General features: G+C 37.5%; 20 protein-coding genes, 2 tRNA genes and 3 rRNA genes. 9 read left to right on the top strand and 16 right to left on the bottom strand.

All coding sequences use genetic code 11. The features are described from left to right. Positions 1–12: 12 nt before the first annotated feature. The 4 genes from H9Q20_RS07490 to H9Q20_RS07475 all read left to right on the top strand — a co-directional run bounded on the left by H9Q20_RS07490 (position 13) and on the right by H9Q20_RS07475 (position 3,563). Positions 13–501, top strand: a complete 489-nt coding sequence (locus H9Q20_RS07490) for a hypothetical protein (protein WP_124643152.1) — start codon at positions 13–15, stop codon at positions 499–501. 69 nt (positions 502–570) lie between these two features. Continuing rightward, positions 571–1,839 (top strand): serine--tRNA ligase, encoded by a 1,269-nt coding sequence (gene serS / locus H9Q20_RS07485; RefSeq protein WP_124643150.1) that lies wholly within the window; start codon positions 571–573, stop codon positions 1,837–1,839. Between the two features lie 115 nt (positions 1,840–1,954). Next, entirely contained in the window at positions 1,955–3,130 is a 1,176-nt protein-coding gene (locus H9Q20_RS07480; protein WP_124643148.1) for a thioredoxin family protein, read from the top strand. A gap of 109 nt (positions 3,131–3,239) precedes the next feature. Next, positions 3,240–3,563, top strand: coding sequence for a hypothetical protein (locus H9Q20_RS07475; protein WP_124643146.1), 324 nt, complete (start codon positions 3,240–3,242; stop codon positions 3,561–3,563). 16 nt (positions 3,564–3,579) lie between these two features. On the opposite strand, the gene H9Q20_RS07470 is transcribed toward H9Q20_RS07475, so the two are convergent. After that, entirely contained in the window at positions 3,580–4,437 is an 858-nt protein-coding gene (locus H9Q20_RS07470) for a GH25 family lysozyme (RefSeq protein WP_187477408.1), read from the bottom strand. A 123-nt stretch (positions 4,438–4,560) separates the two neighbouring features. On the opposite strand from H9Q20_RS07470, the gene H9Q20_RS07465 reads away from it, so the two are divergent. The 4 genes from H9Q20_RS07465 (at position 4,561) to H9Q20_RS07450 (ending at position 8,231) form a co-directional block, all read left to right on the top strand. Next, complete coding sequence (locus tag H9Q20_RS07465; protein WP_187477407.1) at positions 4,561–5,823, top strand: NAD(P)/FAD-dependent oxidoreductase; 1,263 nt, start codon at positions 4,561–4,563, stop codon at positions 5,821–5,823. Beyond that, on the top strand, positions 5,820–6,497 hold the full coding sequence (gene trmD / locus H9Q20_RS07460) for a tRNA (guanosine(37)-N1)-methyltransferase TrmD (protein ID WP_124643142.1): 678 nt from the start codon (positions 5,820–5,822) through the stop codon (positions 6,495–6,497). Before H9Q20_RS07465 ends, trmD begins: the two co-directional genes overlap by 4 nt. A gap of 252 nt (positions 6,498–6,749) precedes the next feature. Beyond that, on the top strand, positions 6,750–7,673 hold the full coding sequence (locus H9Q20_RS07455) for an endonuclease (RefSeq protein ID WP_187477406.1): 924 nt from the start codon (positions 6,750–6,752) through the stop codon (positions 7,671–7,673). 87 nt (positions 7,674–7,760) lie between these two features. Further along, positions 7,761–8,231, top strand: coding sequence for an Lrp/AsnC family transcriptional regulator (locus H9Q20_RS07450; protein WP_187477405.1), 471 nt, complete (start codon positions 7,761–7,763; stop codon positions 8,229–8,231). 300 nt (positions 8,232–8,531) lie between these two features. Here the strand turns inward: H9Q20_RS07450 and H9Q20_RS07445 are convergent, their stop codons facing one another. From H9Q20_RS07445 to H9Q20_RS07410, 9 genes are all read right to left on the bottom strand, one after another. Continuing rightward, positions 8,532–8,780 carry a hypothetical protein gene (locus H9Q20_RS07445; RefSeq protein WP_187477404.1) on the bottom strand — a complete coding sequence of 83 codons (249 nt, stop codon included), beginning with the start codon at positions 8,778–8,780 and terminating at the stop codon, positions 8,532–8,534. A 74-nt stretch (positions 8,781–8,854) separates the two neighbouring features. Beyond that, positions 8,855–9,199, bottom strand: a complete 345-nt coding sequence (locus tag H9Q20_RS13185; protein ID WP_222933872.1) for a hypothetical protein — start codon at positions 9,197–9,199, stop codon at positions 8,855–8,857. Between the two features lie 29 nt (positions 9,200–9,228). After that, entirely contained in the window at positions 9,229–9,975 is a 747-nt protein-coding gene (locus H9Q20_RS07440) for an AAA family ATPase (protein ID WP_222933871.1), read from the bottom strand. Beyond that, positions 9,972–11,162 carry a hypothetical protein gene (locus H9Q20_RS07435; RefSeq protein WP_187477403.1) on the bottom strand — a complete coding sequence of 397 codons (1,191 nt, stop codon included), beginning with the start codon at positions 11,160–11,162 and terminating at the stop codon, positions 9,972–9,974. Before H9Q20_RS07435 ends, H9Q20_RS07440 begins: the two co-directional genes overlap by 4 nt. A gap of 5 nt (positions 11,163–11,167) precedes the next feature. Beyond that, entirely contained in the window at positions 11,168–12,100 is a 933-nt protein-coding gene (locus H9Q20_RS07430; RefSeq protein WP_187477402.1) for a hypothetical protein, read from the bottom strand. 321 nt (positions 12,101–12,421) lie between these two features. Next, the gene (locus H9Q20_RS07425; protein ID WP_187477401.1) at positions 12,422–12,916 is read right to left on the bottom strand and encodes a hypothetical protein; all 495 of its coding nucleotides are present in this window, start codon (positions 12,914–12,916) and stop codon (positions 12,422–12,424) included. Positions 12,917–13,175: 259 nt separating this feature from the next. After that, a complete protein-coding gene (locus tag H9Q20_RS07420) occupies positions 13,176–14,189 on the bottom strand; it encodes a TerB family tellurite resistance protein (protein WP_187477400.1) in 1,014 nt (337 codons plus the stop codon). Between the two features lie 107 nt (positions 14,190–14,296). Beyond that, positions 14,297–14,860 (bottom strand): hypothetical protein, encoded by a 564-nt coding sequence (locus H9Q20_RS07415; protein ID WP_187477399.1) that lies wholly within the window; start codon positions 14,858–14,860, stop codon positions 14,297–14,299. Between the two features lie 17 nt (positions 14,861–14,877). Then, a complete protein-coding gene (locus H9Q20_RS07410) occupies positions 14,878–15,786 on the bottom strand; it encodes a WYL domain-containing protein (protein ID WP_187477398.1) in 909 nt (302 codons plus the stop codon). Between the two features lie 173 nt (positions 15,787–15,959). Here H9Q20_RS07410 and H9Q20_RS07405 point away from each other — a divergent pair, with 173 nt between their 5' ends. After that, entirely contained in the window at positions 15,960–17,135 is a 1,176-nt protein-coding gene (locus tag H9Q20_RS07405) for a hypothetical protein (RefSeq protein ID WP_187477397.1), read from the top strand. A gap of 394 nt (positions 17,136–17,529) precedes the next feature. On the opposite strand, the gene rrf is transcribed toward H9Q20_RS07405, so the two are convergent. From rrf to H9Q20_RS07375, 6 genes are all read right to left on the bottom strand, one after another. Continuing rightward, a 5S ribosomal RNA gene (gene rrf / locus H9Q20_RS07400) occupies positions 17,530–17,637 on the bottom strand. Positions 17,638–17,813: 176 nt separating this feature from the next. Further along, positions 17,814–20,572, bottom strand: a 23S ribosomal RNA gene (locus tag H9Q20_RS07395). Positions 20,573–20,740: 168 nt separating this feature from the next. Beyond that, positions 20,741–20,814, bottom strand: a tRNA-Ala gene (locus tag H9Q20_RS07390). Positions 20,815–20,893: 79 nt separating this feature from the next. Continuing rightward, positions 20,894–20,967, bottom strand: a tRNA-Ile gene (locus H9Q20_RS07385). 208 nt (positions 20,968–21,175) lie between these two features. Next, positions 21,176–22,693, bottom strand: a 16S ribosomal RNA gene (locus H9Q20_RS07380). Together the 16S, 23S and 5S rRNA genes with 2 tRNA genes alongside form the textbook arrangement of a ribosomal RNA operon. 956 nt (positions 22,694–23,649) lie before the next feature. After that, complete coding sequence (locus H9Q20_RS07375) at positions 23,650–24,336, bottom strand: hypothetical protein (RefSeq protein WP_124642832.1); 687 nt, start codon at positions 24,334–24,336, stop codon at positions 23,650–23,652. Position 24,337 lies beyond the last annotated feature (1 nt).

The raw sequence follows: 24,337 nt of genomic DNA, 5'->3' as shown, positions 1-24,337 counted from the left end.
TATATTTGCTTTATGAGAAAAAATGCAGCATTTCTATTAATCGTTATTTTAATTTTCGCCACGACTTCTTGTAGAAATTCAAACGACGACTTGCAGTTCATCGACCAAAAAGTACAAATCTTCATCGATTCTGCCGGTCAGGACATGTTGAATGCAAAACTCCCCAACTCCTACACCTCCATTTCCATGAACGATGTTTTTGGAGAAACGGACAATGCTCCCATTTCTGTATCGTTGAAAAAAACAAGCGACACCGTGAGTTATATTGAATATTTGGCGGGAGCAAAACGAATGGCTTTGGACAACAACCACTACCAATCAAAAATTGCTCTTTCCTTAAGAAAAACAAAGGGAAACGCTACCCAAACCACCTTGGACACTCTGGTCTTAAACTACACCATGAGTCCGGACTTGTTTCAGATCAGTTCGGCCACCTACAACGGGACTACGGTTTTTACAAAAAATTCGGGTACGGAAAACATCATTAAAATCTTTAAATAAATCATTAAATTTGCAAACGAATTTCCGAGAAAGAAAATGCTTCACGGAAGATAAATACAAAACTCTGCTATGCTACAAGTTAATTTTTTAAGAGACGAAAAAGAATTGGTCTTAGAAGGACTAAAAAAGAGAAATTTCAAAAATACCGAATGGGTTGACGAAGCCATACAATTGGATGAAGAGAGAAAAAAACTTCAATTTGAACTTGACAACCTGAATGCAGAGAAAAATAAAATTTCCAAAGAAATTGGTCTTTTAATGAAAGAAGGCAAAAAAGACGAGGCTGAAAATGCCAAAGCTAAAACTGCCGAATATACTGAAAGGATCAAAGAATTGGAGGCTCAAAAACCTTTGGTTGAAGAAAAACTTCAAAACATCCTATACCAAATCCCAAACATCCCCTACCACTTGGTAAAAGCAGGAACGACTGCCGATGACAATGAGATCGTGTACCAATCGCATGAAGTACAAGGTTTGGGAGCCGGAAACATCCCCCATTGGGAATTGGCAAAAAAATACAACCTGATCGATTTCGAATTGGGTGTAAAAATTGCCGGAGCAGGTTTCCCGGTCTATTTAGGAAAAGGAGCTAGACTGCAAAGAGCTTTGGTGCAATATTTCTTGGACAAAAATACAGATGCCGGATATCTCGAAGTAAACCCACCGCATGTGGTCAATGAAGCTTCAGGATACGGAACAGGCCAATTGCCGGACAAAGAAGGTCAGATGTACTTTGTGAACGAAGACAACCTGTACCTGATCCCTACTGCAGAGGTTCCGGTAACCAACATCTACAGAGATACCATCATCGACGAGAAAGATTTCCCGGTAAAAAATACCGCTTTCTCCCAATGTTATAGAAGAGAAGCCGGCAGTTACGGCGCCCATGTTAGAGGACTCAACCGCCTGCACCAATTCGAAAAAGTAGAAATTGTACGAATTGAAAAACCAGAAAATTCCTATGCTGCCCTAGAAGAAATGGTAAATCATGTGAAATCCATTTTGGAAGACCTAGAACTTCCATTCAGAATTTTAAGATTGTGCGGTGGCGATATGGGCTTTACTTCGGCCATGACCTATGACTTTGAAGTGTGGAGTGCTGCTCAAGAAAAATGGCTTGAAGTTTCTTCGGTTTCTAATTTTGAAAATTTCCAAGCCAACAGGCTAAAATGCCGTTACAGAAAAGACGGTAAGACACAATTGGTACACACCCTGAACGGATCGGCAATGGCATTACCAAGAATTATGGCGGCTCTGTTAGAAAACAACCAAACCCCCGAAGGCATCAAACTTCCTAAAAAAGTTGCTGAATACGCAAGATTCGAGACCATTCAATAATAAAAACAGAAAGAAATCAGTACTGAAATTAAGTGCTGATTTTTTTTGTATTATTCCGATTGATATTCTCAAACTTTTGTACATTTGGCAAATTAAAAAAAATAGCTTTCTGTATATGAAAAAATTATCAGCTTTTATGATGTTACTTGCCGGAGTTATGGTCTTCGCACAAGGTATAAAATTTGAAAACGATTCGTTCAAAAACCTTTTGGACAAAGCAAAAAAAGAAAATAAACTCATCTTTATGGATGCCTATGCTTCTTGGTGTGGTCCCTGCAAAAAGATGGATAAAGAAGTCTTTACATTACCAGAAGTTGGTGAAGTGTACAACTCGGCTTTCATCAACACAAAAATAGACATGGAAAAAGGTGAAGGCGTAACTATTGCACAAAAATACGGTGTAAAGGCGTACCCTACCTATCTTTTCATCGATGGAAATGGAGAGGTAATCTATAGAGGAACGGGATATTTTGTTGCTCCAGAATTTATAAAAATTGCGAAAGAAGCACTTGACCCGAACAATAAAATGTCTTATTTGAAGGCTAAATTCAACTCAGGATCTACAGAACCGGTAATTTTGAAAGGTGTGATGAAAGCTTTTGCTTACAGCGAACCCGAATTGGCGGAAAAAGCAGCCATCAAATATTTTGAAACCAACAAAAACCAAGCCTTTACTGAAGAAGATCTAATGTCACTTTTCAGCTTGACCAAAGATGCAAACTCTCCTTTGTACAAAGTGGTGGTTAACAAAAAATCTGAGATCACAAATCTAATGCCTGAGTCTCAGTACAACCAAATGCTAAAATCTCTACAATTAAATGCCATTATGAAAACGGCATTCAACAAAGAGACCAAAGCGATTGATGATAAAATCTACATGAAAGAGGCTACCAAATTCATGACGAAAGAAGAAGCTGAAAAAACTTTATTGCAAATAAAAATGAGAATGGCTCTTAAATCTAAAAAATTTGCAGATTATCAAAAACTAGCCATTGCTTACTACAAAGAAGGAAATGATGAAAAATTCTCATCCAACGAATTAAACGAAGTTGCTTGGAATTTTTATGAAAATGTTACCGACAAGGACGCATTAAAATTAGCTGTACTTTGGGCTGAAAAATCGGTAAAAAAAGATGAAAGCTATGCAAACACAGATACTTTGGCAAACCTTTATTTCAAAGTGGGTGAAAAAGACAATGCAAAATCCATGGCAGAACAAGCAATAAAACTTGCTGAAAAAGCAGGCGAAGATGCCGCTTCAACAAAAGAATTGTTGAAAAAATTACAATAATTCTTTTTTGAATAATTACAATTAAAAAACAAGACCTCTTCAGAAAAATCTGAGGAGGTCTTTTAATTGGTGTCGTCAAAATGAATATCTTTATAAAAAAATAACAGTCATGAACAATCCTACAAAGACCAACAAAACAGAAGAAAAATTATTTCAACTCTTCCGACTCTTTACCGAAGCTATCGCTTGGCTTAGAATTGTTGCTTCGCCTTTGTTAATCGGGTTAATTCTTGGCACTCTCACCTATCTTTACAACCCCAATAAAGTTACTTTTGTACTTGGATTGCTGCTGTCTATCCTTGGTCTGGTCATAGGCATTCTTTGGGCCAATAAACAATGGCGAGGAAAAGGAGCCGTTTGGTTCATGTCCTGGGTAACATCTACACAGGATTTGAAAGATCAAGATAAAACTGAAGACTTGCCAAAATCTTAATTCTTCAAAAAAAATCTTAATCAATGGTCAGCGATTTCAAACCCCACAATCCACCGTTGTACATATTAAGATCTACTTTGGTATTAATTCCGTAAACAATCCCGTTTTCAGAGAACTGCCACAGTTTCCAATGATCTTCTTCGCTGGGTACAGAGACATCGTTATAATTGGCCAGCCACAAGGGGTAGTCTGAGAAATCTTCTCTCAGATAATCTTTATAATAATGGTAGTAGGTATAGATGATGGGCTTTTCGCCGTAGGCTTCTTCAACAATTTTCAGCCAAACTTTCAGATTGTTCACTAATTTTTCCTTACCGTGTCTTCTCGATATTTTTTCGATATCCAATACCGGCCTCAGATCTCCGGACTGCAAGTTTACATTCTCCAAAAAATTGTTTGCCTGCAACACGGGATCTTCATCGGCGCGATAAAAATGATAAGCTCCACGGATGATGTTATGTTGCTGTGCTTGTTGCCAAAAATGATCAAAATGCTTATCTACTTTGGCATTTCCCATAGTTGCCCGCATCACCACAAATTTTATGGGTATCGATTGATTGGCGATGCTAAGGCTGTCCCACTGTATGTCTTCTTTATTTTGATAATGCGAAAGATCGATTCCAAAAATTTTATCGGTATTTTCAGAAATAATCTTGTTGATCCGTTGGGTTTCGAATTCTGAATTTTTCAGTTTTTTATGAGTAAAATTCTTAAAATTCATGGCATAGTAAAATGAAATTTTATCCTTCAAATACCAGCCTGTACCCAAAAGCGATACGGCCAAGATAATAAAAAGAATCTCCCTTCGTAACAGCCAATGCCTTCTTCTGGACTTATGAATTCTCTTTTTGGTATGCTTTTTTCTCTTTGCCATAGGCACAAAAATAAGTCATTATTATGAATACTTTTCATAATAGACGAAATTCAAAATTCAACATAGAAACTATTGATCCTTACTTTTTTATAACAATTTAATATTCAGTAAATTTGTGATATTATGGAATCCAGAGAAAAAATAATCATAATCGGAGGCGGTTTTGCAGGATTAAAACTCGCCAGAACACTAAACAGAGCTAACAAAAAGGTAATCGTCATCGATAAAGTTAACCACCACATGTTTCAACCCTTATTCTATCAGGTGGCATGCGGAAGGATAGAGCCCAGTAACATCTCTTTCCCGTTTAGGAAAATTTTTCAAAGATCTAAAAACACCTTCTTCAGACTCGCAGAAGTAGAAAAAATTGTAGCCGAAGAAAATAAAATCATAACCGCTTCTGGAGACTTCCATTATGACAAACTTGTAATTGCCACAGGGTGCAAAACCAATTTCTTTGGCAACGAGAAAATGGAATCCCTGACTTTTGGGATGAAAAACACACAAGAAGCCATATCCATCCGAAACCATGTCTTACTTACTTTTGAAAAGCTAATTATTGAACGGGGGCGCAGCGTGGAAGCCAACTGGAACATTGTGATCGTTGGAAGTGGACCCACCGGTGTTGAACTTGCTGGAGCATTTGCCGAAATGAAATCCGACATCCTTCCTCGGGATTATCCGAACATGAATTTCGACCATCTTAACATTATATTGGTAAGCGCCACCGACAAACCGCTGGGGGTGATGAGCCAGGAAGCTCAAGATCAGTCAGAAAAATACTTAAAAGATCTTGGTGTACAATTCTTAAGCGGCGAAAAAGTTACCGATTATGATGGAGAACATGTACAAATGGAAAGTGGCTTACAAATCGCCAGCAAAAATGTGATTTGGGCTGCTGGAGTAACAGGAAACATCATCGGTGGGCTGAATGAAGATGCTGTCATAAGAAACCGTTACAAAGTTGACCGTTTCAATAAAATTATAGGTTATGATAATATTTTTGCCATAGGCGACATTGCGTACATGGAAACGACAAAGTACCCTACCGGCCAACCACAAGTTGCCAATGTAGCCATAACGCAAGGAAAAAATCTGGCCAAAAACATTTTAAAAGCCAATTTAAACGACTGGAAAGAGTACGAATACGATGACAAAGGAAGCATGGCGACCATAGGGAAACACCGTGCAGTAGTCGATTTGCCAAAAATAAAATTTCAAGGTATTTTTGCATGGTATTTTTGGATGTTTCTGCACCTGATGCTTATCCTGAGTGTTCGAAACAAGATAGCTGTATTTTTCAATTGGATGTGGAGCTATTTCAACAAAGATTCTTCATTAAGACTCATCATCATACCTAACAAAAAAAATAAAACGATACAATGAGAATAGACATCATATCTGCTGTACCCGACTTACTGGAAAGCCCTTTCAGAACTTCTATATTAAAAAGAGCTATGGACAAAGGCTTGGCAGAAGTGCATTTCCACAACATCCGTGAATATGCCAACAACAAATACAGACAGATTGATGATGCACCTTACGGCGGTGGTGCAGGAATGGTGATGATGATAGAACCTTTGGACAAATGCATCTCCCAACTGAAATCCGAAAGAAATTATGATGAAATCATCTATCTTACTCCGGATGGACAAACCCTCAATCAAAAAATGGCAAACAGCCTGTCCATAAAAGACAATCTTATCATGATCTGTGGTCATTACAAAGGCATAGACCAAAGGGTTAGAGACCTTCATGTAACAAAGGAAATTTCTATTGGCGATTTTGTACTTACCGGTGGCGAATTGGCGGCGTGCGTACTTTCTGACGCCATAATCCGACTGCTACCTGGCGTATTAAACGACGAACAAAGCGCACTGACCGACAGTTTTCAAGACAATTTATTGGCACCCCCAATCTACACAAGACCCGAAGAATACAAAGGTCTGAAAGTCCCTGCAATACTGCTCAGTGGTAATTTTGCAAAAATTGAAGAGTGGCAGCACGAACAAGCCTATACCATAACAAAAGAAAAAAGGCCCGATTTATTAGAAGGCTAAGATGCCGTTACGATTGTACCTAAAAACCCCTGCTTTTTGGCATTTTGTCTGGTGTTTTTTTTACTTTAAATTTTTGTTTTAGGCAGCTGAAACTTCAAATCTAGAGCACAAAATCCGCATAAGTAGCGATGTGAAAATTTGAGGAATAAATTTTAATCAGGTTCTAAACGATTATTTAAAAAAAATAATTATATTTACATTTTCTACTAAATAATTATTATTTTGATAACGAAAAATACCGAAAAGGAGATTATGATGTTCTACAATGTAGAGAATCTTTTCCCTCCCGATCCACCTTCACTTCACAAATTCGATCCAACCCCTTCTGGTCTAAGAGGTTGGAACAATTATCGTTATAATAATAAATTATTCAAAATTGCTTATGTTTTTGATTGGGTAGCCGAAGCCTACGGTGTGCACCCCATGATTATTGGACTCTCTGAGATCTCAAGTTCAAAAGTACTGGACGATCTTACGCAAATTGAAATCTTAGAAAACCGTTACGACTATATACACTTCAATTCTTTAGACGAAAGAGGCGTGGATACGGCTCTGCTTTTTGATCGTTCGAAGGTTGAAGTCCTGCATGCAGAACCCATCACTTTCCTTTTCGAAATTGATGACAATGTAGATGAATACATCGATACCACCCGTGATGTACTTTGGGTGAAAACCAAGATCAATTCCAAAATTATCAATTATTTTGTCCTGCATCTCCCTTCTAAAAGGAAACACGATGTCAACAAAGCAAAAAGGGACTACATCCTAAATTCCATCAAGAATAAAGCGGATGAATTGGTTTCAGAAAAAGAAGCGGTGATCTTGTGTGGCGATTTTAATGAAAATCCTAACGATGAAAGCCTCCTGAAGATGGAGAAGACCGATGAAGGAAACGATTTGTTCATCAATCCGTTCAAGGAATTGTTCCACAGAAAGCAGTTTTCTACATTTCACTTCCACGATGGTCTGTTGTTTGATCAGTTTTTGGTTTCTAAAAATTTTACAGATTCCGATTTTCAATTGCAGTTTCAAGAGGCTCATGTTTTCAATCATCAAAAACTAAGCAGTTGGGACAGAAAATTTCAGGGAAGACCTTTTAGGACTTATGCCGGAACAAGATATTTAGGCGGCTACAGCGATCATTATCCGGTGATCACCGAATTCAGAAAAAAATAAAATTAAACTAAAATACAAGAAAATAGAACCGTTCACGAATCATGAGGACACCAATGATTCCAAAAAACAAAAATTAAAATACCATTTATGAAAAACTCAAGCAGCACCATTTATCACTTAGACTCTGTTGACAAGAAAATAATATACATGCTTATGGACAATGCTAAGACTTCTTTGGCCATCATCTCCAAAGAAATCGGCATTTCGACCACTGCTGTACACCAAAGAATAAAAAAATTAGAGCAAGCCGGCGTTATCGAAAACTCCATCTCTTTTCTTAATCCTAAAAAAATAGGCTACAAAGTCATTTCGTACATCGGCGTCTATCTGGACCAACCGCATTATTACGATAGTGTAATTCGCTCCATCAACACCATAAACGAAGTGGTTGAAGCCCATTGTACAACCGGGAATTACACCGTTTTTCTAAAGGTTTTGTGCATGGACAACGACCACCTTATGCAAATCCTAAAAAAACTACAAAAGTTGGAAGGTATTACGAGAACTGAAACCTACATCTCCCTGGAACAAAGCATCAACAGACAACTTAAAGTATAAGACTTTTTAAAAATAAACAGCAAGAAGCTATCCGAAATGGGTAGCTTCTTGCTGTTTGTAATGATCTAGAACCATGCTCAATATTTCAACGCAAAAGATTGTTTGGGATGGTTATATGATGAGGGTTTTTTAGGGAAATATCTCAACAAGAGTCTGTATTCTTTTCACCTTATTTACCTCCCAAAAAACGCTCTCACCACCTTTCTATAATCTTCCACTTTAAATCCGTGTTCTGTTAGGTGGATTCAAAAAAAATCAATTCTTCAAGGATTGTAAATCCTTGAAGAATTGGATTAAAACTCACAAACTCGGGGCATGTTTCCCTTTGGCGAAACCGCTTGGGTGTCTGCCACAAGTGGAATTGGTAAGGATGGCGATACTTTTTTCGGTTCTTCCGCAATATTTGCAGGTATAAATCGGTTTTTCGCTGCCTTCATAAAGTTTGTGATTGCCTTTACACGATCCCAAAGGATGCCGTGTACAAGGTGTGCCGGTTAAAGCTCGGATACTGCTTGCGGATTTCTCGCAATATTCGCATTGGATGGTCATGGGGTAAGGTTTTTTTGGAGGTTATTTAAAATTTTGACAGAATAATAAATAATTGATATCAAGCCTGATTGTTCTTATTTTTTTTTAAATACATTTTCAATATCAGAAATCGTAATTTCAATTAATTCATTTAAATTAGGGTTAGTAATTTTAGAAACTCTTCTTGCATGTTCTGATACCAAATCATCAAATATATTCCTTACAAATCGCCCATTTGCTGATGTACTTATATTATCTTTTGTCGTATTATCAAATGAAGTTTCTAAGTGCTCGATAGCAGATTGATTAAGTTTATAATCATTATGTGCAATTAAATTAAGAAGAATCTCTTTCAATTCCTTATTTTCATAATCATCAAACTCAATAAATGTATTAAATCTGGACTTTAAACCGGGATTAGAATTAAAAAACACTTCCATAGGTTCCTTATATCCAGCTACAATTACAACTAAATCATCACGATAATCCTCAAGAGCTTTAGTAAGCTCTGTAAGGCATTCTCTACCATAAGAATCGCTATGTTCATTTTCTGTAATATATAAGCTTCATCAATAAATAAAACACCGCCTTTGGCTTTTTCTATTATCTTTTTTACTTTTAAAGCAGTTTGTCCTTGGTATCCAGCAATTAAATCAGTTCTTGAAACTTCAATAAAATGCCCACTCGATAACAAACCAAGTTGTTTATACATTCTACCTATAATTCTCGCAACTGTAGTTTTACCCGTTCCCGGGTTACCTATAAAAGCAATATGTAATGTATTTTGAGGATTAGTCAGTTTTTGAATTTTTCTTAAATTTTGAACTTTTTGGAAAGAAATAAGATTATTGACTTTTTCCTTTACTTTTTCAAGTCCAACTAATTCATTTAACTCATCTAGTAATTGCTCAAGTGAATATTCATCATTATTTTGAATACCTTCAATTTCTTCTTGCTTCTTATATATCTCCTGTATCTTTTGAAAACCATAGAATTTTAATAATGATTCATTGTATTCTTTCGCTAAATGAAGAATAGTTTTATTATCTGAATCTTTTATTATCTGAAAGGAATTAAATATCTGTTTAGTAGCTTTAGAATCATCAAATAAAACAATTTTTCGAGTTAAATCGTAAACATTGCTACTCAGCTTATCTGTTTCATCAATTTTACGAGCAATTGCAAACAATTGTTCTTGATACTTATTCTCTCTCATTTAGAAAAATTTAAGGCAAATTGAATGAGTACCATTAAAAATGCTAGTCCTCCAATTATGTAAGCGAATGTAACTTTTTTATCAGATTTTATTTCATTATCCCGAATTACTGCTTCTAAAACTTCATTCTTCTCAACTAATTCAAGGATTGATTTATTAGTTTTGTGTTCCAATTCTTGATGTTTCTTTTTTGCATCAATCATTTCCAGTTTTAAAGATTGATTTTCATCCCACAGTTGGTCTATATCCATTAAATGGGTAATACTATTTATTTGTTCTTTGTGTGCATTTAATGATTGTACCTGTTTAGTATGTTCGTCTAGTTTTGAATAAATATTCGGAAAATCTGATTTAATTTCCTCTAAATCATTCCACATTTCATCAACTTCAAAAAAATGAACGATACTTTCTATTTTTGATTTTAGTGAATTTAGAGATTCTAAATTATCTATTACTGAATTAATTTCAGAGCCTTGTTTCTGAACTTGTTCCCAAGTCTGATCTATATCATTAATATGTTTTAGCTGCTCAATTTGTTTAATGTGATTTTTAATAACAGTAAGATCGTACGAAATTAATTTGGTTAAATTTAATAATTTTTCAATTTCTAGTTTATGTTGTTGTACATCTTCCCATGTCTTATCAATATCTATAAAATGTTCATAATTATCTAAACTCGCTTTTAATTCTTCTATTTTTTCAAGATCGTCTAACTTTGCTTTGATATTTTTTTCAAAAGAAGAAATTCTATCATCTAAATTTATTATTTTACTTGTAGTTGTTGTTTTAAATTCGTTTAACTTTTCTATGGTAGCTTTTAATACTATTAAAGTACTAGCAACATCTTTCTGAGCGTCTTGAACTTCATTATTTACTGCAATTAAATTATCTATTGAAGATTGAAAATATTTAAGATATTCATTATCTAATGCTTCTATAACATTGTAAATTTGTTTGAACTCGTTGAATAATCTAAATACTGACGCGTTTGAATCAATTATTACTCTCTGAATTTGTTTTACAAATTTATTCATCTCAGCACCTGTGACACTTTTAGACATTAATCCAAAAAAAGATTCTTCTTCAAATGTATTTAGGCTACATGTAAATGGTAAGTTTTCAGAAATACTTTTTAAAGTATTTTTAGCTTGTTCAAAATTGTCTCTATTAGGTTGTAAGTCGTTCATTTTAATTAAGAGTTTAGAATATTTAGTAATTCATCAATGTTATCATCATTTTTTGTTCTTCCACTATCATTAGTGTTAATGCATTCTTTAAGCGTATTAAACTTTTCTTTTATTACTTCATGTCGTTGATGAATATTTATGGCAAAATTATTTTTTCTTCCTATTAAATTCACATCCGCTACTTTCAATAATTTATATTGAACTTCAATAATTTGGTTTCCTTTTTCAATTATTTCTTCTGTTAATAATGATCTTTTTTTCTTAGCAATCAATTTATCAATTAAATTAAGCGCTAAAGCTCCTAATATACCAGAACTTATTGCTCCAAAGAAAATACCAAGAATGCTTGCTAAACTACCAATTAGAGGAATAGGAAAAGCAAAACCCGGTATAGTTAATAAAGATTTTTCTATAACCTCACCTAATACAAGTGCACCTCCCACAGTTAAACCAGCAATAACAATTTTGCCTACCTCTAACATTAAAACACTCGTCGATTTACCTTTATTTTGAGGATTTTTAATATAAGCTATAGCTTCTTTAACAGATTTATATCCTTGCTTTAAAAATATCCAAGCTTTTTTTACCAAATTGATAATAGGTCCAAAAATAGCTATTGTAATAGAGGTTAAAAAAGTGTCTGCTGCATTAACTAAATGCTGTTTTAGATCTCCGATAAACTCAGAAATTGCTTCTTTTAAATTGGCTAAAAATTCTTTAAAATCCTTCTTACCAGAAGCTAACCAACTAACTAATTTTTGAATAATCTTTTTTACAAGCCCAGCAAGTAAGCCCATAAGGACGGCTTTTAAAGAAGATTTTGCAACAACCTTACCTTGCTCTTTAACTTTTAGTATTTTACCTTCTGTTGACGCTTTGATCTTATCTTTAATAGTTTGATTTAGTTTATCTTCAGCAACGATATGCTTTTCAATCATCAAATTATCTTTAGCATCAATTTTATTTTGATAAGCTTTTTCAGCTTTTTCTATATTATGTCTTTTATCAAGATCTTGAAGTGATGAAGAATTAATTTTATCCTTACGACTATCTAATTGTTTAGCTAAGTCTGACTCTCTTATAGAACGGCCTTCTATGTACTCTTTATTTGTTTTATCTTTTTTTGACTTATTTAAATTTTCATTTGTAACAGCAAAGTTTTCATGTTTATTAGCTAAATCTTTTGTATCAATACCTGCAAACTTCCGTGCTTTATCGTCATGTATTTTTTTTACTGGTATTACATGATCGACATTATGTTAATCACTTCCAGAAATAATATTACCAGTATACTCATCTAATATTTTTGAATTATTAGTAAGCCTTTTATTTTTTATATCTTCTTTATAATCTACAAATTTTGCATCACGATCAGTTGCAATCCGAGCGTCTTGAAAACTTATCTTGTCATTTTTGATAATTTTTTTATCAATTAGTAATCTATCGATATAATCACCAGAATCATTCCTAGCGTCATCCATTGTTTTTTGCTCATAATCAGTCTGATTGATTTCATTATTAGCTTTTAATCCATTTTCGACACCTATTTGATTAATAAATTGCTCCCAAACAACCGTAGAAATAGTATCCCCTAAAGCATTTGGATTTCCAATTTTTTCAAATTCTAACTCCATATTTGATAAATCCGACAAGTGTTCTTCAATTTGTGATTCTAAATTGGTTTGAAGATCATCTAAGTTAAACGATTCATCATCCCAATCTGAATCATTTTGAATAGCGTTATCATTTTTCATGTTATGAATATTTTAGCTAAAGATAATTTCTGATTGTCCGAATAAAAGTACAAGAGCAATTTTGTGATAAATTTTGAAGAGTTTAAAAAATAATATAATTCAAAATCAACTGATTACAAATTATAAAAAACTTCCAAAACAATCAAAATTACTGATGTATAACATTAAACGGACATTCAAAAATAATTTGTTTCATTAATAATTTTTAGTACATTGTTAATTAAATTCCAAAAAAATAACCATTTATCATCTACTCTTTTTAAATATCATCAAAAATATTTTGAATTTCTTCTTTTTCGAAACCTAATTCTTTAGCTATACTATAAAAATAAATTTTTTCAGAAGGCTTAATTTCTTGATCAATTTTTGCCATATTATATAAAGCTTCAACAAATGCAATTCTTTGTATTTCATCTTCTTTAATTTCGGAAATATCAATTTTTTCAAAATCAGAATTATTTATCTTTAACAATAATTGACCTTTTTGATCTGCTTCTAATTTTGTTTTCTCAATTAATTCTTCCATAAGCTTAACTTCGTTTTCGTTAATTTCTCCATCAATTTTTAGCATATTGATACACAGACTCAATTTTTTCATTTCAAAAGTTGATTGGATATCTTGAACATTTTCAATGGCAGGTTCGATTGCGTTTTGTTCTTCACTTTGAAAATTTTTGACTAAAGAAAAAAAACTTTGCTTATCAACTTCGTTAAGTGCTAAATTATTTTTATTGCTTTTATAGAAATTTTTAGCATTCTCAAAAAGCTCTTTAATATGTTCCTTATTTTCCTCTATAAATTTTTTAATTTCATCTGGAACTTGTTCAAGGACGATAGCTCCATTGTTTTTAGAAGCAATAATTGATAAGACTTTTAAATAACTCCATCCAGATAATATTAAGAGTGCATAAGACGCCCCAAGCATTATGGTTACGCCAGCAATAGTACCTATACCTGGAATTAATTTTAAAGCACTACCTATTCCAATTGCTATACCATATCCTGCCAAATTAGTTGCAACACCCGATGCAATTGTTTTAACAATATTTTCACCGAAAGGAAGATTAAGTTCATTATTAATTCTAATATACATCGACCAAATAGCAGTAGCACTTGCTACTACATCCAAGCCAGGTACAGGTATAAGTGCAGCAGCTGTACCCAATTTTGCATGTAATTTTACAATATCTGCAATATCTTCCGGTAACACATTGCTTGCCATATTATCAGCTATAGCTACGGTTCCTAAAAGTTCTGCAGCAGCTTTAGTCACAAAATCAACTTATGGTACACCTGTTTTTACGCCTCTAAGAGACTGAACAAAAGAATTTAATTCCATATATTTTTAGTTTTATTTATAATATTTATTCGTTTTTTATCTTATTTCCTCCCCAAAAACGCTCCCACCACTTTTCTAAAATCTTCCACTTTAAACCCGTGTGCTGATGGATGGTACAAGCCTATTGCTTGGCAACGACCGCCGGCATAGTCCAACTCGCGGATGTTCCAACGGTTGTCTATTTTATCAAGGTGAGTACCCCAACCCATTTTGTTGAAGAAATGCTCCCACAAACGGTTAGAAAATACGATGACCTTTTCTGGTTTTGTTACATCCAAGTAATGTCTGAAAGCCATTTCGGCATCGTCTTTTTGCTGTTTGGTAGGTTCTTGGTTAGCATGTCCGAAAGGTTCTTGTATGGCATTGGCAAAAGCGATATTTTCCCAAAGTGCCAAAGGCTGTGATGGGTTGAGTACCTTACCAATATTGTCATAAAAACGAGCAGAAATGATGGGCAGTTCTGCAATTTTTGCTTTGGTAAATCCCCTTAAATCGCTGGGCAATCCGTTGGTGAAATAATGAGAATCTCCAATAATGAGCAGTTTCCCAAAATGGGATTTGCCATAATTTTTCCCAATCCAAGGGTCGAATGTAATTTTTGACATATTTTGTTTTTAGTTGTTTAGTTGTTCAGTTCTAAGGCTTTTTTCAGCCAATCGATATATTCGTTTTTAACCGACTTTGGAGCAATTATTTTCAGCCTTCCGGCATGTTTCATCAGTTCTTGATAAAAATCGTAGGTTGGCACCAAGGTCAGCAGTATTTGCAATTCTTTTTCATGGTCCATTAAAATCTTTTGAGAACGATGCAACGGCTCAGACTTAATGTATTTACCTTGTTCGGCATCAAAAGAAAGAACGATTTCTTCAGGTTCTTTTCCCAAAGTAGAGATGATCCCAAAAGAATTTTTAAAGGCTCCTTCCAAATCCATTTCCCCTCTTTTAAAACTAGAGTTGCCTATTTCTAAATTGGATATCCTGTCCAAACCATAGGTTTTGAGAATTCCAGTTCGCTTTTTGTCCTTTGCCAAAAGATACCAACGGTTTTGAAACTCTTTCAATGCATACGGTTCCAAGGATTTTTCCTCTGAAATGGTGTCCCAATATTTGGTATATTGACAAGTAATAATTTTCCGATTGTGTATGGCGTGCAACAGTCCATAGAGATGCTCCAACCCTTTGCCTTTGTTATAATCCATTTGCACCAGATCTTTATTTTTAAGGTTTTGCTTGTAGGCATTCATCAACAAAACAGCATCACCGATAAAGAAAGATAAATCTCCGGACTCTGCGTCGATCTGATATTTCTGCAATGAAGAATTGTAAACAATATCAATTTTCAAGACCTCAGAAATCAATTTTCGATCTCGTTGGAAGGTCTTTTCTGAGTAGGAAAAACCACCCTCATCGTGGCCGTTCATCGTACTTTCTAATTTTTCCAAAACTTCAAGATAGCTGTAGCTGCTGTTTCTATTTTGGTTGAAGAGGCTCACGACCTCTACCACACGGATTAACTGATGTTTTACTGCCATTGCTTTTATTTTCTTTTACAAACTTAGGCAACGCCCCGGACAAACTATGACCACACTAAAAAAATTAAAGGATTTTTGCTAAATGTATGTTAAAAAATCATAAAAACCTTTGTACAAATTTGTACAAAACGCCATATCTTTGATGAGAAGAAAAAAAAAATAAATTTAAATTCATGCCTCACAAATACTTAGACTATCTAAGACTAGACATCGAAAAAAAATTGGGCCATAAAATAACCAATGCCAAGGAATGCGAACTTCTCTCTGAAGAGATAAAAACATCTACCAAGCATATTGTGAGCTCACAAACTTTTCGTCGTTTCTTTGGCATCATCAACTATTCTGGCGGTTACAACAAGCAACTGCTCAATATTCTTTCCAACTTTTGCGGACATGAAAATTTCGATCAATATACCCAACAATTGGTAGCGGTACAATTTGCAGATTGCTTTCAAGAAACCAAAAATTACAACCCAAAAAGTTTGTGGGAACAAAGCGAAATGCTCTGTACAAAAATTGCAACCAGTTCTCAATTGTTGGTAGAGACCCATTACAAATTACTGAAATACCCCTTGGCTAGACAATTCTTCATGGAGCATCATCCCATGAGGGATTTGCTTTGCACCGTCTATTCACAATACTTTTTAGAATATCTAAAATACAAAGACACCACCGAAGCGCAACTTTTTGCCTATAGCTTTTTGTACAACGCTGCTTACCTATCCGAAAACGAAGAGCTAAAAGACCTCTACTACCAAAAGCTCATTTCCCTAAAACCAACTCCAGAAGTCTTCGTACTACCTGCTGCACGATATTTTGGCATACAACTTTTACACGCCGATAGCTTGGGTAACGACAAATTATTCAACGAAATCTGGGAAAAAATGCTCATCGCAAGACTGCAATACAAAACCGCTTCAGAACACTCGGTTTGCAGCTTCGAGTACATCATACTCGAAGAACTCATATTTACCAATAGAGTGCAAGAAATGCAGTTTCTAATAGAAAACCATACCGATCAAAAATATCAAGACCGAAACTTCATCCCCGAAGAAATAAAGATTAACCATCAACAAGTATGGAAAATTCTCTGTGCCATCGTTTACCATAAAACCGCACAGACAGAAAAACTGGAACTTATCCTTTCCGAAATCGACCTTACAAAACTAACCATCGGCTGGAAGGACTACTACTCCATCCTATACCATTTAATTTTGTTTAGTAACAACCAATCCCTAGGAACAGAACAAATAAAAACAATAGAAAATCTACTAAAAGGAAAAAACTTCACCTACCTAGAAAACAAATTCCATCTAATCAAAAATAATAAATTAGTCTTAAACAACTAATGCCAATATTTTTAGATTAATTTGCAGCACCACAACTCCGTCACTCTTCACTACACCACCCGCTGTCCGCTGTATCTTTTGTGCCTGGGCTTTCCCAAGGCTTACAAAAGGATGCCGCTCCCATCGGGGCTAGAACAAAGAGAAGAACCCTCCAGTCGGGATGGAGGTTTGGTTTTTAGTTTTTGGTGTTTGGTGTTTGGTGTTTAGTTAATGGAGAATTAGAGATAATTCCAACAATTTTCAATCAAAGCACAAACAAACGGTCATTTTTTCTTCCCCATTCAAATATATTCCAGAAAAAGGATATTATGTAAAAACTTCCATCAACCATCAACCAAAGAGTTATAAGCAAAAAAAATCCCCGACTACTTTCGTAATCGAGGATTTTAATAAAAACTGGCGGCGACCTACTCTCCCGCGTTAGCAGTACCATCGGCGCTAGAGGGCTTAACTTCTGTGTTCGGAATGGGAACAGGTGAGCCCCTCTGCTAAAACCACCCTAAAGGTTGTTTGTACAAAAGGTTGTACAGTATATGTTATTAATTAGAGATTAGTTTGAAGTGGTTAGACATTAGACACAATCTAACTTCTAACATCTCATTTCTAACTTCTAAGTAAAAAATCGATAAAAACAAATCACAAAGAGCAAACCTCTTCACTAAGAGTGCCCAACCATTAGGCTATAAATCTACGGGTAATTAGTACTACTCGGCTATGCTGTTACCAGCTTTACACCTATAGCCTATCAACGTGGTCATCTCCCACGACCCTTAAAAGATGTCTCATCTTGAGGCGAGTTTCGCACTTATATGCTTTCAGTGCTTATCTCTTCCAAACATAGCTACTCTGCGGTGCGCCTGGCGGCACAACAGATACACCAGAGGTTTGTTCAAATCGGTCCTCTCGTACTAGATTCAAGTCCTCGCAAACATCTAACGCCCGCAATAGATAGAGACCGAACTGTCTCACGACGTTCTGAACCCAGCTCGCGTGCCACTTTAATGGGCGAACAGCCCAACCCTTGGGACCTTCTCCAGCCCCAGGATGTGACGAGCCGACATCGAGGTGCCGAACCTCCCCGTCGATGTGAGCTCTTGGGGGAGACTAGCCTGTTATCCCCGGAGTACCTTTTATCCTATGAGCGATGGCCCTTCCATACGGAACCACCGGATCACTATGTCCTGCTTTCGCACCTGATCGACTTGTAGGTCTCACAGTCAAGCACCCTTATGCCATTACACTCTACGCACGGTTACCAAGCGTGCTGAGGGTACCTTTGAAAGCCTCCGTTACTCTTTTGGAGGCGACCACCCCAGTCAAACTACCCACCACGCAATGTCTCCCGCTCAGCGGGATTAGGCTCCAAGTAAGTAAAGGGTGGTATTTCAACGATGACTCCACAAACACTAGCGTGCCTGCTTCAAAGTCTCCCACCTATCCTACACATTACTTACTCAAAGTCAATACGAAGTTATAGTAAAGGTTCACAGGGTCTTTTCGTCCCATTGCGGGTAATCGGCATCTTCACCGATACTACAATTTCACCGAGCTCGTGGCTGAGACAGTGCCCAGATCGTTACACCATTCGTGCAGGTCGGAACTTACCCGACAAGGAATTTCGCTACCTTAGGACCGTTATAGTTACGGCCGCCGTTTACTGGGGCTTCAGTCAATGCCTTCGCTTGCGCTAAGCACCTTCCTTAACCTTCCAGCACCGGGCAGGTGTCAGACCCTATACAGCATCTTTCGATTTAGCAGAGTCCTGTGTTTTTGATAAACAGTCGCCTGGGCCTTTTTACTGCGGCCAGCTTGCGCTGGCGTCTCTTCTCCCGAAGTTACGAGACTATTTTGCCTAGTTCCTTAGCCACGACTCACTCGAGCACCTTAGGATTCTCTCCTCGACTACCTGTGTCGGTTTTGGTACGGGTTGCTTCTCTTCGGCTTTTCTTGGATCTCGTTACACTGCAACAGCTTCGCCCGAAGGCTAGGCCTTGACTATTCCGTCAGTCTCCAGCAGCTACACAAAACCGTCCCCTTTATTCGAGAGCAAGTTAGGGAATATTAACCCTATGTCCATCCACTTCCCCTTTCGGGTGCGCGTTAGGTCCCGACTAACCCTCAGCTGATTAGCATGGCTGAGGAAACCTTAGTCTTTCGGTGAGGGGGTTTCTCGCCCCCTTTATCGTTACTTATGCCTACATTTTCTTTTCTGTCCGCTCCACAATACCTCACGATACTGCTTCGGCGCAAACAGAATGCTCCCCTACCAGATATAATATAAATTATAAATCCATAGCTTCGGTACTATACTTATGCCCGATTATTATCCATGCCGGACCGCTCGACTAGTGAGCTGTTACGCACTCTTTAAATGAATGGCTGCTTCCAAGCCAACATCCTAGCTGTCAATGCAGTCCAACCGCGTTGTTTCAACTTAGTATAGATTTGGGGACCTTAGCTGTTGGTCCGGGTTCTTTCCCTCTCGGACATGGACCTTAGCACCCATGCCCTCACTGCCGACGAACATTTATTAGCATTCGGAGTTTGTCAGGAATTGGTAGGATTTGACTCCCCCGCATCCAATCAGTAGCTCTACCTCTAATAAACTTAACATCGACGCTGCACCTAAATGCATTTCGGGGAGTACGAGCTATCTCCCAGTTTGATTGGCCTTTCACCCCTACCCACAGGTCATCCGAAGACTTTTCAACGTCAACCGGTTCGGTCCTCCACTTTGTGTTACCAAAGCTTCAACCTGCCCATGGGTAGATCACAAGGTTTCGCGTCTAATCCTACTAACTATCCGCCCTATTCAGACTCGCTTTCGCTCCGGCTCCGTAACTTAATTACTTAACCTCGCTAGTAAAATTAACTCGTAGGCTCATTATGCAAAAGGCACGCCGTCACACATATAAATATGAGCTCCGACCGCTTGTAGGCGTACGGTTTCAGGTTCTATTTCACCCTTCTATTCGAAGTGCTTTTCACCTTTCCTTCACAGTACTTGTTCACTATCGGTCTTTCAGGAGTATTTAGCCTTGGAGGATGGTCCCCCCATATTCAGACAGGATTTCACGTGTCCCGCCCTACTCTTTCTTCACTTATGTATACCTTTCGAGTACAGGATTATCACCTTCTACGATTGTTCTTTCCAGAACATTCCTCTAAATATATAAAAGCTTTTGGGCTAATCCGCTTTCGCTCGCCACTACTTACGGAATCTCTTCGATTTCTTTTCCTCCGGGTACTTAGATGTTTCAGTTCTCCGGGTTTGCTCTGCTTACGCAGTAATACATCTTCAATGTATTGGGTTGCCCCATTCGGACATCTCGGGATCAATTCGTGTGTGCCAATCCCCCGAGCTTTTCGCAGCTTACCACGTCCTTCTTCGCCTCTGAAAGCCTAGGCATCCGCCATACGCCCTTAACGATTTCTTTCCTAATTTTATTGGTTACTCGAGCACTCTTGTGCTCGGTTTTCTCTTTGTGATGTCTTTATCGTTAATGTCAATGATCTTTAATTCTTTAGTTGCCAGTGATTCGTTATCGGTTGATAGTGGCTCTCACTATACTTAGTACCAAGTTCTAATCAATACATACTAACTGTGGAGAATAAGGGAGTCGAACCCTTGACCTCCTGCGTGCAAGGCAGGCGCTCTAGCCAGCTGAGCTAATTCCCCCTTATATTGTTGTCGGTCCTTAGTTGTCGGTTGTTGGTTCTACCAGCAACGGATAACCATAAACCATCAACCAAATTAGTAGTCTCGGGCAGGCTCGAACTGCCGACCTCTACATTATCAGTGTAGCGCTCTAACCAGCTGAGCTACGAGACTTCTTTGTTTTTAGTTGTCGGTTGTTAGTTGATAGTTGTCAGCTTTACTAACTTCTAAGGTCTAACTTCTAACTTCTTAAACTAAAATCTCTTCATCCCTTCTACTAATTTCTAGGGGTTATGTTGTGATTCAACCAAAAAAGTAAAAAAACTAAAGCACTTTTTGTAAGTCTACTAAGAATAGTATTTTTTTTGACGTGTTGTCTCTAAAATGAGATGTTCCAGCCGCACCTTCCGGTACGGCTACCTTGTTACGACTTAGCCCTAGTTACTTGTTTTACCCTAGGCAGCTCCTTTTACGGTCACCGACTTCAGGTACCCCAAACTTCCATGGCTTGACGGGCGGTGTGTACAAGGCCCGGGAACGTATTCACCGCGCCATGGCTGATGCGCGATTACTAGCGATTCCAGCTTCATAGAGTCGAGTTGCAGACTCCAATCCGAACTGAGACCGGCTTTCGAGATTCGCATCACTTCGCAGTGTAGCTGCCCTCTGTACCGGCCATTGTATTACGTGTGTGGCCCAAGACGTAAGGGCCGTGATGATTTGACGTCATCCCCACCTTCCTCTCTACTTGCGTAGGCAGTCCCAATAGAGTCCCCAACTGAATGATGGCAACTATTGGCAGGGGTTGCGCTCGTTGCAGGACTTAACCTAACACCTCACGGCACGAGCTGACGACAACCATGCAGCACCTTGAAAATTGTCCGAAGAAGGCTCTATTTCTAAAGCTGTCAATTCCCATTTAAGTCTTGGTAAGGTTCCTCGCGTATCATCGAATTAAACCACATAATCCACCGCTTGTGCGGGCCCCCGTCAATTCCTTTGAGTTTCATTCTTGCGAACGTACTCCCCAGGTGGCTAACTTATCACTTTCGCTTGGTCTCTGAGTCTTAAAAACCCAAAAACGAGTTAGCATCGTTTACAGCGTGGACTACCAGGGTATCTAATCCTGTTCGCTCCCCACGCTTTCGTCCATCAGCGTCAGTTGTATCTTAGTGACCTGCCTTCGCAATTGGTGTTCTAAGTAATATCTATGCATTTCACCGCTACACTACTTATTCCAGCCACTTCAAATACACTCAAGACCTACAGTATCAATGGCAGTTCGACAGTTAAGCTGCCGGCTTTCACCACTGACTTATAAGTCCGCCTACGGACCCTTTAAACCCAATAAATCCGGATAACGCTTGCACCCTCCGTATTACCGCGGCTGCTGGCACGGAGTTAGCCGGTGCTTATTCGTACAGTACCTTCAGCTACCCTCACGAGGGTAGGTTTATCCCTGTACAAAAGAAGTTTACAATCCATAGAACCGTCGTCCTTCACGCGGGATGGCTGGATCAGGCTCTCACCCATTGTCCAATATTCCTCACTGCTGCCTCCCGTAGGAGTCTGGTCCGTGTCTCAGTACCAGTGTGGGGGATCACCCTCTCAGGCCCCCTAAAGATCATCGACTTGGTGAGCCGTTACCTCACCAACTATCTAATCTTGCGCGTGCCCATCTCTATCCACCGGAGTTTTCAATATCAATTGATGCCAATCAATATATTATAGGGTATTAATCTTCCTTTCGAAAGGCTATCCCCTAGATAAAGGCAGGTTGCACACGTGTTACGCACCCGTACGCCGCTCTCAAGATCCCGAAGAATCTCTACCGCTCGGCTTGCATGTGTTAGGCCTCCCGCTAGCGTTCATCCTGAGCCAGGATCAAACTCTCCATTGTATGTTTGTTTCCTTGTTCGACTCACTCAAAGTTTTTGACGCTTTAGTTTTTTTTCCTTACTTTTATTTTGGTTGTATCTTGTATTTCAATGATCTCTCTCTTTTCGCTTCCTCTTATTTCGCTGTCTCAGCGACTTCCGATTTGCGAGTGCAAAAGTAATAAACTTTTTTAACCTGACAAAATAAATTTTGATTTTTTTTCGAACTCTTTTTCGTAAGAACGATTGCTATCTCAATTTATCCCATCTTTACTCCTGCGCCTCTTTTTAGAGACTGCAAAGGTAAAACGATTATTTGTAATGGACAAATTTATTTTCTTATTTTTTTAAGTCAACTTATCTGTCTGTTTTGCTTCTGCGCTCCCTCTCTTTCGGGACTGCAAAAGTAGAAAGATTATGTTAAATAACAAGCGTTTCGCCTATTTTATTTTTAAATCTTTCTTAACTCGTTGATTATGACGGTGATTTTTTTGTGTTTGGTGTTTGGTTTTTGGCTGATGGGGATGTAGGATCGCTTTAAATGGTGGGGAATTATTGGCGGTACTGAATAAAATCCTTCAAGGATAGTGAATCCTTGAAGGAGGGGAAAAGGTTGATGGTGTTTGGCGTTTGATTGATGGGGAGTGTTTTATTAATATCTTTCTTCTGGAATATATTTGGGAGGGCATCAAAGAGATATTATTGATTTATACTTTGATTGAAAAAAAGTGAAAAACCTCAAATATACCAAAAACCAAAAAGTAAACACACAGGCCGATTGGAGGTCTCTGTCCCTCTATCCTAGCCCCGATGGGAGCGGCATCCTTTTGTAAGCCTTGGGGAAAGCCCAGGCACAAAAGATACAGCGGACAGCGGGACGAGTACTGAAGAATGACGAAATCTTATTGCTAAAAATTGTAGAGAGATAAAGGTATGGAAATGAGAAATCCTCAACATGGAGTTTGTGAGGATTTTTTTATTAATTTTTTATTTCTTGATAAATTGTGGTTAGAAACTGTCCGTAGGATTGGTCTAATTTGTTAATGTCTCCAGATTTCAGAACCAAACCTGCATTTCCGTAGGCATCTTCGTGCAGACTAAAACCGGAAATTTGGAAATAGGCCGGCGACTTGGTTTCGTCATTAATATATTTGACTGAAGATCCCAATAATTTCCTGGTGGAGAGGGAAAGTGCCTCTCCTGGCGAGAGATTTTTCACCAAATAAGTTCTTGAGGGAAGTGATTGGGTGCGATCGTTAATACGAATTTTTTGATCTTTCTTAGAAGATGAAATGATATGGATCAAATTTGGATTGGTTTTTACATCTTGGATTGGTGTGTAATATAGATTCAATTTATAATGTGAAGGGTCTAGATCCCGAAGGCTGCCGTCTATATTTTCGAATTTTTTTAGCACATAGGTATTGGCTCCAATTTCTTTTGCCTTATTGTATATTAATTTGAAGGTGTTTTGGTCGTTCTCGGAAAACCCTATCACTTCTATCTCTCCCAGGAGTTTGGATGTGGATTGAGCCTGAGGCATAGCCAAGAGCACTTTGTCTTTGGAGTCTTTGTTGATGTCCACAATTTTTCTAAGGTAAACTTCTTGTGAAAAAAACAAGTTGGCAAAGAAAAAGAGCAAAAAGGTTGAGAATAATTTCTTCATA

Source organism: Amniculibacterium sp. G2-70 (assembly GCF_014353055.1).
Classification (GTDB): domain Bacteria; phylum Bacteroidota; class Bacteroidia; order Flavobacteriales; family Weeksellaceae; genus Amniculibacterium; species Amniculibacterium aquaticum.
Note: the sequence above shows the minus strand (reverse complement) of the source record. Positions and strands in the feature narration are given on the sequence as shown.